The following is a 14746-nucleotide window of genomic DNA, read 5'->3' as shown; positions in this document are numbered from 1 at the left end:
CTGTTTGCGTGAGTAGTCTCTAAGAATAACGAATGACGGGCTCAGCCAAAGCCTGCACGCAGGGAGCACGCCCCGCATGGCCTTCGATCAGTCCTACAGCATGGACACCCTTACCGTTGCGACACGTCCAGACGCCGACAGCGATGAGTTCATCTATTCCTTGCTTGACGCCTAAGGTTTCACCAAGGCCACCATCACCCAGGTCCGCAATGGTGGGCAGCGCAATGTCGCCAGCCGCAAGGAGGAAGGGCACGTTGCTCTCAAGAATTGGCTCTAATGCATGCCAGTCCGCCAGGTGGAAAGTATCCAAGTGCTGCTTATTGAGAATACCGGGCTCTTCCAGCACCAGACTAGGGCAGACCAGGGTGCCTTCCATGCCATGCCTCCGAGCGTCGTGGAGGTCATATCCTGGCCCAGTGCAGGGGGCGAATTCCACACCCAGCGACGGAGAGCCCTAATATTCGACAATCTTTTATGTTATAAAATCACCAATAACTCCCATGACGTGAAAAAAAATCTCGCACAGAAATGAAATGTTTATCTCGAAGTGCACTATAGTAAACATGCCTAAGCAAGACGCTCCCTGGCGACAAATACGAGACCCACGACATTGACCATGCGCTTATTGTTCTGATGAGCAAATGTGACTTGCCCAAGTCATTCCAATGTCCTCACCGAGATGCCTCAGGCTGATGGCACGGCGATTTTCGCAACGTGCAACACCGCATCGGGGACTCGAGCATCCGCCTTCGGTTATCGCGCCGAGGGACCATCCAAGCACCTGCTCACAGAAAATGCTGTGCTGCTCCTGCGTGACTCAGCGCCGTAGGGCTCATCACGGTATCGGGGCGTCATTCGGCATCAAGAGTCTGCTGTCGACCATATACGCACCCTCGATACCCTTGCGAGGTAATCAACATGAAACTCACGGCATACGCATCAGCCTTGGTCATCACACTGCTGTTCGCCCCTACTGTGATGGCGGAAGACTCGGTGTATCTGGAAGAGCGCATGAAACGTCTCCATGAAAAGGCAGTGATGTCCACCATGATAAAGACGTCAACACCGACAAGGGCGCAACTGGGAACAATGGTCATACCGGCAACTCGAACAACTCCGGCTACCGTCGTGACACCCGATCCCTGGTGGCACTGACACTATGCATCGGGTAATTCCTTTATCTAGAAAAGAATGCCTGGTGTGAAGAATTTTCGTCACTTCCACGACTCATCTAGAGCCGTGGTTTTTCTTGATAATGGATTCAGGTCAACTCCATCGATCCCTAGTGTCATACGCGAATTCCTGCCATCGTCCTGCCACTAAAGGCAAGGACCATAACGGTCGCGAGTATGCAGTCTCTCGACTTTATTTTTCTGAGCTGGCGGATAAATTGAGCAAGAAAGGTGCTGGCTAAGCAACCCACAACGGACTACCATTGTTGTTATAAGCTGCGCATGCTGGACCAGTTTCTGGTAGCGTGTTCCCAGTTCCTGATCGATGTATGACATGCCGGCTCCGCCCGCAATCGGGTTTCACTGGAGTCCTGTCATGAAAACATTCCGTCTTGTCTTGCTTGCCGCCTCTCTTGGTGTTGCTATTCCTGCGATTGCCTTGGAAGAAACCAGTCAAGATGACCCTGCGCTCAGTGCCAGAAACGACATCGGCACCATCGACTTCCAGGCTAACTGTGACGATGCTGTTCGCGCTGACGTCGACCATGCGTTAGGGATGATGCATCATATGATGTATGCCCGAGCGCGAGCGGAGTTCGAAGCCGTGGTCCGCGCCAATCCCGGCTGCGCCATGGGCCATTGGGGCGTAGCGACAACCCTGTTCCAGCCGTTATGGGCTACCACGCCGAGCGAAGGGGATATCACCCTCGGTCGGCGGAGCATCCAGAAAGCGCTGGACGCTGTCGAAGACCCACGTGAGCGGCAGCTGGTTGAGGCTACCGCAGCTTTCTTTGCTCCCGAGACCGACCAGGTGCAGGTGCGCCTGGCGGGCTGGATTAACGGCATGAGTGAGGCGTATCAGGCCTTTCCAGAGGATTCTGACGTCGCTTCGCTTTATGCGTTGTCGCGCCTGACACTCGCACTGTCCGCCGATGATCGCAGTGCCCTACTCAACGAGGCTGAGCAGGTCCTTCGCAGGGTCTGGGAAAACGAATCCAGACACCCTGGGGCAGTCCATTACAGCATCCACGCCACCGATGCGGATGGCCGGGCGGGGGATGCGACTGAGGTTGTGGAATCCTATGGCGCGATTGCCCCCAGTGTGCCCCATGCGCTTCATATGCCTTCACATATCTATGTCCGGCTTGGCGACTGGGCTCGGGTGATCGAGTGGAACCAACGGTCCGCCGAGGTGGCGGTGAATCACGTGGCTGATGGTGCGAAATCCTTTCATTACGTCCACGCGCTTGACTATCAGGTCTATGGCCACCTCCAGCGTGGTGAGGACAGTGCGGCTAGGGACGTGTGGGCAACTGCCCAGGCGAATGGGCCGCATCAGGCGAATTTCCCCGGAGCTTTCCATCTGGCCTCCATGCCGGCAAGGCTGGCTGTCGAAACACGAGATTGGGAAACGGCAGCAACCCTTACGCTCGGCGATCCCGACTATATCCGCTGGCAGCAATTTCCCTGGCCGACTGGCTTGAGCTGGTTTGCGCGGGGGCTGGGCGCCGTCCATACCGACAACTTGGCCGCCGCCCGTGAAGCGGAACAGCAGTTGGTATCCCTGGTGAGGGATGCCGGTTCTGCCGCAGATCCGCGTTTCTCAACCTATATCGAAGTGGACCGCCGCATTCTTTCCGGCTGGATTGCGAAAGCCGAGGGCAGGCCTGAAGATGCTATAGCGCTGTTGCGCTCCGCTGGAGAGCTAGAGGCCACCGCCGAAAAACATCCGGTTACACCGGGATCGTTGCTCCCTCCTTACGAGGCACTCGGGGACCTGCTGGTGTCTCTTGATCGTTCGGCGGAGGCCTTGGCCGCTTACGACAACTCCAATCGAACCTGGCCGCAACGCTATAACACCCTCGAGGGCGCCGTCCGCGCGGCGGAAGCTGCTGGTGATGGCGACGCTGCCGAGCTCTGGTCCCGCCGGCTGCTGGAAACCGCTCCGGAGAGCGAGCGTGATTCTTTCCAACAGATAAGGCTGGCGGTAACCCAGTAAAAGCGGACTGGGGTTAGTGCTGGCCCGCTCTTCAGACCCGCCCGCTGATCACCCAACTGCGCACCTGGCTCGAAAAATCAGCCAACCAGGTGCTGCAGAAAAGCGCGCTGGGTAAGGCGCTGCACTACTTGGATGGTCAGTGGCAACGCCTGAGATGTTTCCTCGATGATGGCCGGATTACGCTGGACAACAACCCGGCCGAGAATGCCATCAGACCCTTTGTGGTAGGCCGCAAGAACTGGCTGTTCAGCCACACACCGAGCGGCGCCCACGGCAGCGCGGCAATCTACAGCCTGATGGAGACGGCCAAGGGCAACGGCCTGTCACCCTACGACGATCTGCAATTCGTGTTCGAAACCCTGCCGATACTCGGCTAGCATGACGATCTCGACGCGCTGTTCCCCTGGCGCTGGAAAGACGCTCTACCGGTCTAACTCAGGCCGCAACAGATGGGGTTCGTGGAGCGCTTACGAGAATTCCACACTCAACGATGATGAGATAATATTGCTTTATAGCTAAATGTTTTGCGAGATTTTCAATATGTCGATTTTGTATATTCAGGTATAGATTTAGTGTGTTTTCTTTGACTCATTCACGTCCTTTAGGCCTTGCACAAACTTGGGTATTGTTTTTAAGAGATGAACAATGATGAAAATCAAGATGCCATGGTGAGTACCTATAGACACTTCTTCAATGTTTGCCCATGTCTCGTAGCCGGCAGTGGCAAGAAGAACCAGGCCGCTCAGAATATTAAAATATGGGCTTTGCGCAATTTTTATAAAAATTGATTTTTACTTATTTAAATAACTTGTTATGCCCATTATCCGTAAGGCCGGTCTTGAAGCTTTCTCTATCAATGTAATCGATTATTTTTAATAATTCGTTCCTCGCAGTGTGGCATGCTTTTTCCTTTGTTATAGAAAATTCGCCGAGTCGAGAGTGATGCCTTCTCGTGTAGTGTTTAGCTTCTGAAGCAGCTAAATTTTTAGAGCTCATTGCCAAAGATTGCCACAGGCTTTTGCTTCCGCTCCAATCGGGTCACTTTACACTCTCCACCCTGGAGTGGGTCGACTGGTTCAACCATCGACGGCTCCTGGAGCCGATCGGCAACATGCCGCCGGCCGAGCGAGAAGCGCAGTATTATGACAATAGGGCCAGGCCAAGAAGGTGGCTTGACTCAAACCAACGGTTCTCCGAGAAAGCCGGTACGGTTCACTTGGCTGTTGCCTTGCAGGTGGTTTTGAGGCTTTGCCTGACCTCACGCTTCCCCGCGAGCTGTTGTCGCAGATTTCCCTGCGAGCTGTTGTCGCAGATCAAGTGGGATCACGATCCGGGCGTAGTAGGTTGTCCGGTGTAGGCTCCGAGTCAGGTAGCTGCCGTAGGCCATGGGAGACTCCAAATGTCGCACCGAAGTGTGACACCTTCCACGGCTGTAAGCCTTTCTGACTCAAGGAGTTAGGACTCATGCAGGCTCGGGGCGAACCTGGTGCGGATGGGGAGACTTGAACTCCCACGCCTTACGGCACCAGAACCTAAATCTGGCGTGTCTACCAATTCCACCACATCCGCACGGGTAGGCAGGCGGACATATTCTACGGACGCTCCCGTGCAAGTCAATCACCATCGGGCAGCATCAGATAATCCGCGGCGGCCTTGGCCATGGCCCATGGCGGATCGGAGGCCAGCCGTGGCAAAACGCCCAGGCAGGGCGCGGGTAGCGTGGCCTCGAGGGTGGCCAGGTTGTCACGGTAGAGGCTCGTGTCGGCAGCGAACGCCGTGTCCACCAGGCTGCCCACCCAGCCGGCCAGGCGTGGACCGTCTGCCCGAATGGCCTCGGCGGTCAGTCGCGCATGGCTGATGCAACCCAGACGCAGGCCCACCACCAGAATCACCGGTAGCTCGAGCCTGACGGCCAGCGCCGAGAGGTCCTCTTGCCCATTGAGCGGTACCCGCCAGCCGCCGGCGCCCTCGATCAGGGTCAGGTCGCGTTGCTCGGCAAGCAGTGGCCGGGCATGGTCGACCAGGTCATCGAGGGCCAGCCGTACGCCAGTCCGGCGCGCGGCCAGATGCGGGGCAATGGCGGGGGCGAAGGCGAAGGGATTGACCATGGTGTAATTCGCCGCGGGGTGACTCTGGCCCTGCAGCGCCAGGGTATCGGCATTGCGCAGTCCCTCGGATGTGGTTTCGCAACCGGAGGCCACGGGCTTGAGGCCCAGGGTGGTCAGGCCGCGACGGCGCGCCAGGGCCAGCAGGCCGCTGGTGACCAGGGTCTTGCCGGCATCGGTGTCGGTGCCGGTAACGAAGTAGGCGCTCATCTCAGGCGTAAAGCTCCAGGGTCAGCAGGCGATAGGTCACGGGCAAGCCCTGGGGTTCGCGTTGCGCCTCATAGCGATGTGCCGCCCTTGCCAGGTCGCCGCGGGTGAGCTGCGTCCCGGGCCGCGAGGTCTGGGCGCCGATGCCCTTGATGGAGGCCATCACCGCGGCGAGGTCCGGATAGTGAAATTGCAGCATCTGCTCGCGACAGTCGAGATGGCGAAAGCCTGCTCCTCTGGCCGCGCCGTGATGACGCGCGGCGTCGCGGAAGCCCAGCAGGTCGGCGGGTTGGCCGGGCCGTGACCAGGCGTGATCGACCTCGGCCAGGGTCCCCGGCGCCAGGGTGTTGATCAACGCCCGGCCGCCAGGGCGCAGGACGCGACGAAGCTCGGCCATCACGGCGTCGAGGTCCGGGCACCACTGTACGGCCAGGTTGGATACCACCAGATCCTGGCTGGCCTCGCCCAGCGGCAGGGCGGCGGCATCGCCGCACAGCCAGCGGGCTGCTTTACCGTGTGTGCGGCGGGCCACCTCGAGCATGCCCGGGGCCAGGTCCAGGCCGATGACCGTGCAGCGGGGACCGAAGCGGGCGGCCAGGTGCGCGGCCAGCTCCCCCGGCCCGCACCCCAGGTCCAGAACCTCTTCGGCGTTCTCGGGAAGCTGGGATAGCAGTGTCTCGGCCATGCGGCGTTGCGCGACGGCGCGTTCGGCGTAGTGTGGCGCAGCACGCGAAAAGGCCCGGGCCACGCGGGCCTGCCAGTCGTCACCGCGCAGGGCGCCTGCGCAGTCGGACGTGGCGAGCGGCAGTGCGGTCATGACGTGGCGCCTCCGCTGGAGGCGATACCGGCCAGGCAGGCGGCCAGTGACGCCGGCCGGCTGAGCATCGGGCAGTGACCGGCACCGGTCAGATGATGATCGGCGCTCTCGCGCTGGGTCGGCGCGAGCAGCGGGTCATGTGCTCCTGAGACCCGCCATACCGGGCAGGGTGCGTGGGCCAGGCGCTCAGCGTTATCCAGCTCGCCGAGCTGGTCGAGTCCCGCGGCCAGGGTGGCGCGGTCGGCGGCGCCGCCATCGTCGAGCAGTGCGCGCAGTCGTCGATGCGCGGCGCGCGGGTCGGGCTCGCCGGCCAGCTGCCAGCGCAGGAAGTGCCGGTGGGTGGCGTCGGGGGCTCGCGCGAAGGCCCGCTGGAAGGACCGCAACTCCGTGACGGGGATGCCCTTCGGGTGACAGAAGCGCTCGGCCATGCCGAGCAGCACCAGCGCGCGAGGCGCGGGCAGGTGGTCGAGCAGCGCGGCGGCGAGCAGCCCACCCAACGACCAGCCCACCCAGATGGCGTCCGCTGGAAGAGCGCCCACCATGTCCTTGGCCAGCTGAGCCAGGCTGCCGGGATCTGCCAGCGGGGGGCGGTCCCCGTAGCCGGGCCAGTTCGGCGTACTGACGCGAACTGCGTCGGGCCAGTGCCCGTCCAGCGGCTGCCAGAGTCGCGCGTCGCAGCCCCAGCCGGAGAGCAGCACCAAGGGCGTCATGGGCCCACCTCGCCCTCTGCGAGGGCGTCCCGGGCATGGCAGTCGGCGAGTGCCTCGAACAGCGCCTCCAGGTCGGCATCGCGGTGGGCGGCACTCAGGGTGATGCGCAGCCGCGCCTGGCCGCGAGGTACCGTAGGCTCGCGAATCGCGCCGACCAGGATGCCGCGCTCGGCCAGTCGAGCTGCCCAGTGCATCACCCGGTGGCTCTCGCCCAGCACCAGCGGCTGGATCGGTGTGCGGGAGCCAGCCAGCGGCAGTCCCAGGGTGGCGGCTTCTTTACGAAAGCGCGCGATCAGCTTGGCGAGGCGGGTGCGCCGTTCGGGTTCCGCCTCGAGCAGGTCAAGGGCCTTCAGCGTGGCGGCGGTCACCCCCGGCGGCTGGGCGGTGGTGTAGATGTAGGGGCGAGCGAACTGAACAAGATGGTCGATCAGCGCCTGGCTGCCGGCCACGAAGGCGCCGGCGGACCCCAGCGCCTTGCCCAGCGTGCCGACCAGTACCGGAACCCGGCCGATGCCGTGGGCACGTCCCACGCAGCCGTCGCCGGCCGCGCCCAGCACACCCAGGCCGTGAGCATCATCGACCATCAGCCAGCCACCATGGCGGTGGGTGGTTGCGGCCAGCCCGGCAATGTCGGCCACGTCGCCATCCATGCTGAAGACCCCGTCGCTGACCACCAGCATGCGAGCCTCTCGCGGGGTTCGACTGAGCAGCCGCTCGAGGTCCTCGAGGTCCGCATGGTGAAAGCGCCGTGAGCGGGCGCCGGCAAGCGCGGTGCCATCGAGCAGCGAGGCGTGGTTCAAGCGGTCCTGGAAGACCCGGGTGTCGGCATCGCAGAGGGCCTGCAGCGTTCCGAGGTTGGCCATGTAGCCGGTGGAGAAGAGTAGCGCCGCCGGCCGCCCGGTCAGCGCGGCCAGGCGCTGTTCCAGAGCCTCGTGTACCGCGAGATGGCCGCTGACCAGGTGCGAGGCACGGGCACCGGCGCCGTGGCGTCGGGCGCCTTCGGCCTGGGCCTCGGCAAGACGCGGGTCGCCGGCCAGACCCAGATAGTCGTTGCCCGCGAAGTCGAGAATGCCCCCGGGAGCCTGGCAGCGGCGCGTCCGCCACAGCCCGCGAGCCCGGCGTTGTTCTCGGCGCTCGGCGAGCCATGTCGTCCAGCTGTCGCCCGGTGCCAACACGCGGACCTCAGGCCTCGGTAGTGGCATTGGCGTCGTAGGACTTAGTGGCAGTGGCGTCGTAGGACAGCTCGGCGGCACGGGCCTGGCTGGCTTGGCGCGCCATGGCGGCCTCCAGCGTTGCTTGCTGGCCCTGGTCGTCGGCACAGGCTTCGCGAGCGCTCTTTGCCACCTCTTCCGGATGCAGCCCCAGCTTGGCGAACAGCGCGCGGTCCTGATCCACCTGGGGATTACCCGTGGTCAGCAGCTGATCGCCGTAGAAGATCGAGTTGGCCCCGGCCAGGAAGGCCAGTGCCTGGGTGGACTCCGTCATCTGTTCGCGACCGGCCGACAGGCGCACATGGCTTGTCGGCATCAGGATGCGGGCCACGGCGATGGCGCGGATGAACGCGATGGGGTCGAGGTCCTCCACGTCCTCGAGCGGCGTGCCAGGCACCTTGACCAGCATGTTGATCGGCACTGACTCCGGGTGTGGTTCCAGGCGAACCAACTGCTGGAGGAGGGCCGCACGGTCGCGAGGGGCCTCGCCCATGCCGAGTATCCCCCCCGAGCAGACTTTCATGCCGGCCTGGCGCACGTTGCCCAGGGTCTCCAGGCGGTCGGCGTAGGTGCGGGTCGTGATGATTTCGCCGTAATACTCGGGGGAGGTATCGAGGTTGTGGTTGTAGTAGTCGAGCCCGGCCTCGGCCAGGCGGCCAGCCTGGTCAGTGTCGACCATGCCCAAGGTCATGCAGGTCTCCAGGCCCAGCGCCTTGACCTGACGGACCATCTCCAGCACGACATCGAGGTCTCTCTCACGCGGGCTCTTCCAGGCTGCCCCCATGCAGAAGCGACTGGCGCCGGCCTCGCGGGCGGCTCGGGCCTGCTCGACCACCTTCTCGACCTCCAGCAGCTTCTCCTTGCCCAGGCCAGTGTTGTAGTGCCCCGACTGCGGACAGTACTTGCAGTCCTCGGGGCAGGCGCCGGTCTTGATGGAGAGCAGCGTGGAGACCTGTACGGCGTTGGGATCGAAGTGAGCCCGGTGGACGTGCTGGGTATGAAACAGCAGTTCATTGAAGGGCAGAGCGAAGAGTGCCTCGATCTCCTCGACCGTCCAGTCGTGGCGGACCTCGCCTGTCGGGGCTAGGGTCAGGGAAGCGGTGCGGGACTCGTGTGACGCAGGCATCATGGTGGGCTCGCTTATGGTCAACTTGTCGTTTGGATCGAGGTTGACGGATAGCCTAAGGTTTACGGCCGGCATGTCAACCTTACTGAAAAAGAAGGTTGACGGTTGGGCGGTGAAGGCGCTGCCCGGTCGCTGTGTCTTTTGCCTTGACGCCCTGCAGGGACATCTTCCCTGGTGTGAGGCCTGTTTTCCGGAGTTGCCCTGGAACCTGCCGGCCTGCCCGGTCTGTGCCGAGCCCCAGCCGGGCGCTGCAAGAGGGCGCCGCTGTGGCCACTGCCTACGTCGTTCACCGGGCTACGACCGCGCCTGGGTCCCGCTGCGCTACGATGCCGAGGTCGCCGGTCTGGTGCAGCGCTTCAAGTTCGATGCCTCACCACGGGCCGGCCGGGTACTCCTGGAACTGCTGAAGGCGGGCCTGTCTCCGGCGGTTCAGCGCTGGCCCGACGCGCTGGTGCCGGTTCCCCTGCATCCTCGGCGGTCGCGTGAGCGTGGCTTCGACCAGGCGCACTGGATGGCTGTGCGTCTCGGGCGACAGTTGGGTTGCCCCCTGTCGCTGGCGCAGCGCAACCGTGACACCCGCACCCAGCGCGGCCTGGATCGTGGCGAGCGGCGCCGCAATCTGCGCGGGGCCTTTCGCGTTCCGGCGGGCCTGCCGCGGCGGGTGGTACTGGTGGATGATGTCATGACCACCGGCGCGACACTGGATGCCCTGGCCGTGGCGTGTCGACAGGCCGGCGCCGAGGAAGTGCAGGCCTGGGCGGTGGCGCGAACGCCGGCCGGCCGGCACTGATGGCCGGAATATCCCGTGGTGTGCAGCGAAAGGCCATCCGCGCTTCTTGCGACACAGGCGATGGCTTCCCTGTTAGCATGACGTCCTCGTTACCCGGGAGACGTCATGGACACCACCCTTCATCCCTTCGCTCAGCTCTCGCCCTCTCGGGTGGTAGCCGCGGTGGAATCACTCGGCTTCTGGCTGCCCGGTGAGCCCTTTGCTCTCAACAGCTACGAGAACCGGGTCTTTCTGGTGCACGACGAGGAGCGTCGCCGCTGGGTGGTGAAGTTCTACCGTCCGGAGCGCTGGACAGACGCCCAGATTCGCGAGGAGCATGATTTCCTTGCCGAGCTCACCGCGGCCGGTGTGGAGGTGGCTGCCCCCTGGAGAGATGAAGCGGGCGAGAGCCTGCACTACGCCGAAGGGTTTCGCTTTACGCTGTTCCCTCACCTGCCCGGCCAGGCGCCCGAGTTGGAGAATCCGGCTCATCTGTTTGCCCTGGGTGAGCTGATCGGCGCAGTACATGCGGTGGGCGAGCAGGGACACTTCGTGCATCGCCGCGCCCTGGACCTTGATGGCATGGTGCTCGAGGCCCGTGACAAGGTGCTGGCCAGCCGCTGGCTGGACCGCCGTCAGCGCCAGGCCTACGAGCGTATCACTGCGACTCTGCATCGACGCCTCCTGCCCCATGCGTGGAGCGCGGATCAGGCGATCCGCGTGCAGGGCGATTGCCATATCGGCAATATTCTCGGCCGCGACGAGCACTTTGCACTGGTCGACTTCGATGACTGCCTGATGGCCCCGGCCATCCAGGATCTATGGATGCTGTTCACCGCCCAGGAGGAGGGCGAGCGCCAGATGCAACTCTCCGAGGTGGCTGAGGGCTACGAGCAGCACCGCGACTTCGACCGCCGGGAACTCGCGCTGGTGGAGCCGCTGCGCACCCTGCGGCTGCTGCGCCATAGCGCCTGGCTGGTGGATCGCTGGGCAGACCCGGCCTTCCCGGCGGCGTTTCCCTGGCTGGCCGATGCCGGTTACTGGGACGGGCAGCTGCGCACGCTGGAGCAGCAGCGCCAGGCGCTGGAGGCCAGGCCGCGCTGGCTGGCTTGACCGTGGCCGCTAGCGGGTGCCACCACAAATAAACGCACCCCGTGGGGTGCGTTGTGTCTCGATCGGGATGATGCTCAGTTATCTTCAGGGCTTGGCCTGTCGGCGGGAATCGGGTTGGCCACCCCTTCGCCCTCGGCCTGGCGGCGCTGCTCGTTGATCCTGGCGGCGGGATTTTCCTGTTGCTCGATGGCCAGTTCGCTGGCCAATCGTAGTTGAAAGGTCTGTTCCGGGGTCAGGCGGCAGTCACCGTCCTGACAGGCCGCGAGGCCGAAATTGCCGTCGCTACCATAGGCCGCGGCGGAGATCTCGCCGCTGTAGATCTCGCTGTCGCTGCCCTCGGTCTCGATGCAGGTCAGTGACTGGGTGGTCAGGCGGATGCGCTCGCCATCGATCTGGGCGTCGCCGATCAGCACGCAATATTCCGGGAGGGAATGGGAGGCATCGCCATCGGCGACCGGGTGGATCAACAGGTCGTTGCGTTGCGGTGTCTGTGCGGACAGCGTCAACACGTCGATAACCTGGGCATCGACGGTGGCATCGGCCGGCAGTTCGAGGGTATCGCTCATGGCCAGAGTTGGCATCGCCAGCATGGCGGCCATCAGCAGAGAGGCATGGGTCTTGGTCATGTCGGGCTCTCGAAGGTCTCGAAGGTAACTGGGGGCACAGCGTGGAGCTGCTTCTACTCTATCACAGGGCGAGCGGAGCGGCAGCCGGCTCCAGGCAGCCCATACGCGACATGATGTCACTGCCGGTACGACGGCCGCCTGCTCTCGACGGGCGACATGCGCTAGACTGGCCTCTTCGCTAGGCTTTTATTGTACAAGATTAAAAATCTGTATATATTCTGTATATGGTGATGCGATGGCCAGGCCATCCACCAATGACACATCGGACACCGACACCTCACGGGGCCTGACCATGACCGAAGAACTCGCCAGTCACTATCGCCGGATCATCCACGAACTCGGAGAGGATCCCGACCGAGAAGGGCTTCGTGACACGCCGAAGCGGGCCGCCAAGGCGATGCAGTTTCTCAACCACGGCTATACCCAGTCGCTGGAAGAGATCATCAACGGCGCGGTGTTCGAGTCCGAGACCGACGAAATGGTGCTGGTCAAGGACATCGAGCTGTACTCCATGTGCGAGCACCACCTTCTCCCGTTCATCGGCAAGTGCCATATCGCCTATCTGCCCAGCGGCAAGGTACTGGGGCTCTCCAAGTTTGCCCGCATTGTCGACATGTATGCCCGTCGCATGCAGATCCAGGAGAACTTGACTCGCCAGATTGCCGAAGCGGTGCAGCGTGTGACCGAGGCCCGCGGGGTGGCGGTGGTGATCGAGGCACGCCACCTGTGCATGATGATGCGTGGCGTGGAGAAGCAGAACTCCAGCATGACCTCCTCGGTGATGCTTGGCGCGTTCCGCGAGAAGCAGAGCACGCGCCAGGAGTTCCTCACCCTCGTGAATGGCCGCTGATTTCCCCCGCAAGGAGCTCCACCATGTCGATGCATGCCCTGGATGACCAGCACTTCGACCATGATCTCGCCACGATCCGCATCAAGAACCTGCGGTTACGTACGCACATCGGCATCAAGGAAGACGAGATCAAGAATCGTCAAGACGTGGTGATCAATGCCGTGATCCGCTATCGCGCTGACAAGGCCGTCGAGTTCAACCACATCGAGCAGGCGCTGAACTACCGCACCATCACCAAGCAGGTGATTGCGCTGGTGGAAGATCACCGTTTCCTGCTGCTTGAACGCATGACGCGCGAAGTGCTGGACCTGATCATGAGCCACGAACCGGTGCTGACCGCCCAGGTGGAGATCGACAAGCCCCATGCGCTGCGCTTCTCCGACTCCGTCTCGATTACCCTGTCCGAAACCCGGGAGCCTCGCCGGCCTCGCTGAGGTGATGTGAATTACCGATTAAGGACCCCGGTGCTTGGTGCGCCGGGGTCTTTCGCTTAGCATGGGGGAAAACCGACAAGAGTCCGCCTTTGCGGCAGGAGACGATCATGCAAGCCCTCAAGGAAACGCAGCTCTACTGTCCCTTCGCTTACATCGATGGCAGCTGGGTCGCCGCCGATAGCGGTGAGCAGATCAACGTCCTCAACCCCGCTACCGGCGAGGCCATGGGCGATGTGCCGCGGCTGGGACGGGCCGAGACCGAGCGGGCCATTGCCGCCGCCGATGCGGCCCTGCCAGCGTGGCGTGCGATGACCGCCCAGGAGCGCGCCGATATCCTGATGAAGTGGCACGACCTGATGCTCGAGCATCAGGACGATCTGGCCATGATCATGACCTTCGAGCAGGGCAAGCCGCTCAAGGAAGCCGCCGGCGAGATCGCCTATGCGGCGAGCTTCCTGCGCTGGTTTGCCGAGGAAGCGCGGCGCGTCTATGGCGAAACCGTGCCCGCCGCCAAGGCCAACCAGCGCATCGTGGTGACCAAGCAGCCGATCGGCGTGGTCGGCGCCATCACGCCCTGGAACTTCCCCGCGGCGATGATCACCCGCAAGGCGGGCGCGGCCCTGGCGGCAGGCTGCACCATCGTGGTCAAGCCGGCCAGCCAGACGCCGTTCTCTGCCACCGCCCTGGCCAAACTGGCCGAGCGCGCCGGGGTGCCGCGCGGGGTGTTCAATGTGGTACCCGGCCGTGCCTCCGACATTGCGGCAGCGATGACCGAGTCGTCACTGGTACGCAAGATCACCTTCACCGGTTCCACCGAGGTGGGGCGCCAGCTGATGTCCCAGGCCTCCCAGCACATCCAGAAGATCTCCCTGGAACTGGGCGGCAACGCCCCCTTCATCGTCTTCGAGGATGCCGACCTGGATGCCGCGGTCGAGGGGGCCATGGCTGCCAAGTTCCGTAACGCCGGTCAGACCTGCGTCTGCACCAACCGCTTTCTGGTCCAGTCCAGCGTGGTCAATGCCTTCTGCGAAAAGCTGGCCGTCGCCATGAACAGCGAGCTCAAGGTTGGTGATGGCACCCAGGAGGGCATCAACATCGGCCCGTTGATCGACGACAAGGCAGTGGCCAAGGTCAGCGAGCACGTCCATGACGCCGTTGATCAGGGCGCCGAGCTGCTGCTGGGGGGGCACCCCCACCCGCTAGGCGGCAACTTCTTCTCGCCGACGCTGATCAGCTTTGCCAATGACCAGATGAAGGTGGCCCGCGAGGAGACGTTCGGTCCGCTGGCGGCGGTCTTCCCCTTCGATGACGAGGAGGATGCCGTCCACATGGCCAACGACACGGAATTCGGGCTGGCCTCCTACTTTTACTCCCGGGACCTGGGACGTGTCTGGCGCGTTGCCGATGCCCTGGAGTACGGCATGGTGGGTATCAACACCGGGCTGATCTCCAATGCGGCCGCGCCCTTTGGCGGGGTCAAGGCCTCGGGCCTGGGTCGCGAAGGCGGTCATCAGGGGTTGGAGGAGTTCCTTGAGACCAAGTACCTCTGCATCGATCTGGGCTGACCGGGCTTCGCCCGGAGCCGTAAGCCATAAGCCTTAAGCTGT

At 63.0% G+C, this 14746-nt stretch carries 14 protein-coding genes, 1 tRNA gene and 1 pseudogene; 8 read left to right on the top strand and 8 right to left on the bottom strand.

What is annotated here, in order from left to right; genetic code table 11:
* Positions 1-19: 19 nt before the first annotated feature.
* A complete protein-coding gene (locus tag FHR95_RS02685) occupies positions 20-376 on the bottom strand; it encodes a hypothetical protein (protein WP_183313251.1) in 357 nt (118 codons plus the stop codon).
* Between the two features lie 542 nt (positions 377-918).
* Between FHR95_RS02685 and FHR95_RS02680 the strand changes: the two genes are divergently transcribed.
* The 3 genes and pseudogenes from FHR95_RS02680 to FHR95_RS02670 form a co-directional block, all read left to right on the top strand.
* On the top strand, positions 919-1155 hold the full coding sequence (locus FHR95_RS02680) for a hypothetical protein (protein ID WP_143422497.1): 237 nt from the start codon (positions 919-921) through the stop codon (positions 1153-1155).
* A gap of 393 nt (positions 1156-1548) precedes the next feature.
* The gene (locus FHR95_RS02675) at positions 1549-3171 is read left to right on the top strand and encodes a tetratricopeptide repeat protein (RefSeq protein WP_221199171.1); all 1623 of its coding nucleotides are present in this window, start codon (positions 1549-1551) and stop codon (positions 3169-3171) included.
* Positions 3172-3203: 32 nt separating this feature from the next.
* Positions 3204-3548 (top strand): annotated as a pseudogene (locus FHR95_RS02670) (IS66 family transposase); the annotation flags it as partial.
* A 1107-nt stretch (positions 3549-4655) separates the two neighbouring features.
* On the opposite strand, the gene FHR95_RS02665 reads toward FHR95_RS02670, so the two are convergent.
* The 6 genes from FHR95_RS02665 to bioB all read right to left on the bottom strand — a co-directional run bounded on the left by FHR95_RS02665 (position 4656) and on the right by bioB (position 9347).
* A tRNA-Leu gene (locus FHR95_RS02665) sits at positions 4656-4740 on the bottom strand.
* A gap of 44 nt (positions 4741-4784) precedes the next feature.
* Positions 4785-5486 (bottom strand): dethiobiotin synthase, encoded by a 702-nt coding sequence (gene bioD / locus FHR95_RS02660; RefSeq protein WP_183313250.1) that lies wholly within the window; start codon positions 5484-5486, stop codon positions 4785-4787.
* A gap of 1 nt (position 5487) precedes the next feature.
* Positions 5488-6300: a methyltransferase domain-containing protein gene (locus FHR95_RS02655; protein WP_183313249.1), complete on the bottom strand. Its 813-nt coding sequence runs from the start codon at positions 6298-6300 to the stop codon at positions 5488-5490.
* Positions 6297-7010, bottom strand: a complete 714-nt coding sequence (locus FHR95_RS02650; RefSeq protein ID WP_183313248.1) for an alpha/beta fold hydrolase — start codon at positions 7008-7010, stop codon at positions 6297-6299. The genes FHR95_RS02655 and FHR95_RS02650 overlap by 4 nt, the downstream gene beginning before the upstream one ends.
* Positions 7007-8185 (bottom strand): 8-amino-7-oxononanoate synthase, encoded by a 1179-nt coding sequence (gene bioF / locus FHR95_RS02645; protein WP_343065161.1) that lies wholly within the window; start codon positions 8183-8185, stop codon positions 7007-7009. The genes FHR95_RS02650 and bioF overlap by 4 nt, the downstream gene beginning before the upstream one ends.
* A 7-nt stretch (positions 8186-8192) precedes the next feature.
* Positions 8193-9347, bottom strand: a complete 1155-nt coding sequence (gene bioB / locus FHR95_RS02640; protein WP_183313390.1) for a biotin synthase BioB — start codon at positions 9345-9347, stop codon at positions 8193-8195.
* Between the two features lie 73 nt (positions 9348-9420).
* Here bioB and FHR95_RS02635 point away from each other — a divergent pair, with 73 nt between their 5' ends.
* Together FHR95_RS02635 and FHR95_RS02630 are read left to right on the top strand one after the other, a co-directional pair.
* On the top strand, positions 9421-10137 hold the full coding sequence (locus tag FHR95_RS02635) for a ComFC family protein (protein ID WP_183313246.1): 717 nt from the start codon (positions 9421-9423) through the stop codon (positions 10135-10137).
* 105 nt (positions 10138-10242) lie between these two features.
* Entirely contained in the window at positions 10243-11229 is a 987-nt protein-coding gene (locus FHR95_RS02630) for a serine/threonine protein kinase (protein ID WP_183313245.1), read from the top strand.
* 74 nt (positions 11230-11303) lie between these two features.
* Here the strand turns inward: FHR95_RS02630 and FHR95_RS02625 are convergent, their stop codons facing one another.
* Complete coding sequence (locus FHR95_RS02625; protein ID WP_183313244.1) at positions 11304-11855, bottom strand: TraB/TrbI/VirB10 family type IV secretion system protein; 552 nt, start codon at positions 11853-11855, stop codon at positions 11304-11306.
* A 292-nt stretch (positions 11856-12147) separates the two neighbouring features.
* On the opposite strand from FHR95_RS02625, the gene folE reads away from it, so the two are divergent.
* From folE to FHR95_RS02610, 3 genes are all read left to right on the top strand, one after another.
* Positions 12148-12705 carry a GTP cyclohydrolase I FolE gene (folE, locus tag FHR95_RS02620; RefSeq protein ID WP_040186206.1) on the top strand — a complete coding sequence of 186 codons (558 nt, stop codon included), beginning with the start codon at positions 12148-12150 and terminating at the stop codon, positions 12703-12705.
* A 23-nt stretch (positions 12706-12728) separates the two neighbouring features.
* Positions 12729-13139 (top strand): dihydroneopterin triphosphate 2'-epimerase, encoded by a 411-nt coding sequence (gene folX, locus FHR95_RS02615; RefSeq protein WP_052448752.1) that lies wholly within the window; start codon positions 12729-12731, stop codon positions 13137-13139.
* Between the two features lie 107 nt (positions 13140-13246).
* Complete coding sequence (locus FHR95_RS02610) at positions 13247-14704, top strand: NAD-dependent succinate-semialdehyde dehydrogenase (RefSeq protein ID WP_183313243.1); 1458 nt, start codon at positions 13247-13249, stop codon at positions 14702-14704.
* Positions 14705-14746: the final 42 nt, after the last annotated feature.

The organism is Halomonas fontilapidosi, from assembly GCF_014192285.1.
Classification (GTDB): domain Bacteria; phylum Pseudomonadota; class Gammaproteobacteria; order Pseudomonadales; family Halomonadaceae; genus Halomonas; species Halomonas fontilapidosi.
This window is presented reverse-complemented; position numbering and strand designations above follow the sequence as displayed.

Excerpts from the sequence above, each read along its gene's own strand:
- FHR95_RS02610 (WP_183313243.1), top strand. The coding sequence starts at position 13,247 with ATGCAAGCCCTCAAGGAAACGCAGCTCTACTGTCCCTTCGCTTACATC.
- FHR95_RS02675 (WP_221199171.1), top strand. The coding sequence starts at position 1,549 with ATGAAAACATTCCGTCTTGTCTTGCTTGCCGCCTCTCTTGGTGTTGCT.
- FHR95_RS02650 (WP_183313248.1), bottom strand. The coding sequence starts at position 7,010 with ATGACGCCCTTGGTGCTGCTCTCCGGCTGGGGCTGCGACGCGCGACTC.
- FHR95_RS02680 (WP_143422497.1), top strand. The coding sequence starts at position 919 with ATGAAACTCACGGCATACGCATCAGCCTTGGTCATCACACTGCTGTTC.
- FHR95_RS02630 (WP_183313245.1), top strand. The coding sequence starts at position 10,243 with ATGGACACCACCCTTCATCCCTTCGCTCAGCTCTCGCCCTCTCGGGTG.
- FHR95_RS02685 (WP_183313251.1), bottom strand. The coding sequence starts at position 376 with ATGGAAGGCACCCTGGTCTGCCCTAGTCTGGTGCTGGAAGAGCCCGGT.
- folE (WP_040186206.1), top strand. The coding sequence starts at position 12,148 with ATGACCGAAGAACTCGCCAGTCACTATCGCCGGATCATCCACGAACTC.
- FHR95_RS02625 (WP_183313244.1), bottom strand. The coding sequence starts at position 11,855 with ATGACCAAGACCCATGCCTCTCTGCTGATGGCCGCCATGCTGGCGATG.
- folX (WP_052448752.1), top strand. The coding sequence starts at position 12,729 with ATGTCGATGCATGCCCTGGATGACCAGCACTTCGACCATGATCTCGCC.
- FHR95_RS02635 (WP_183313246.1), top strand. The coding sequence starts at position 9,421 with ATGTCAACCTTACTGAAAAAGAAGGTTGACGGTTGGGCGGTGAAGGCG.
- FHR95_RS02655 (WP_183313249.1), bottom strand. The coding sequence starts at position 6,300 with ATGACCGCACTGCCGCTCGCCACGTCCGACTGCGCAGGCGCCCTGCGC.
- bioB (WP_183313390.1), bottom strand. The coding sequence starts at position 9,347 with ATGCCTGCGTCACACGAGTCCCGCACCGCTTCCCTGACCCTAGCCCCG.
- bioD (WP_183313250.1), bottom strand. The coding sequence starts at position 5,486 with ATGAGCGCCTACTTCGTTACCGGCACCGACACCGATGCCGGCAAGACC.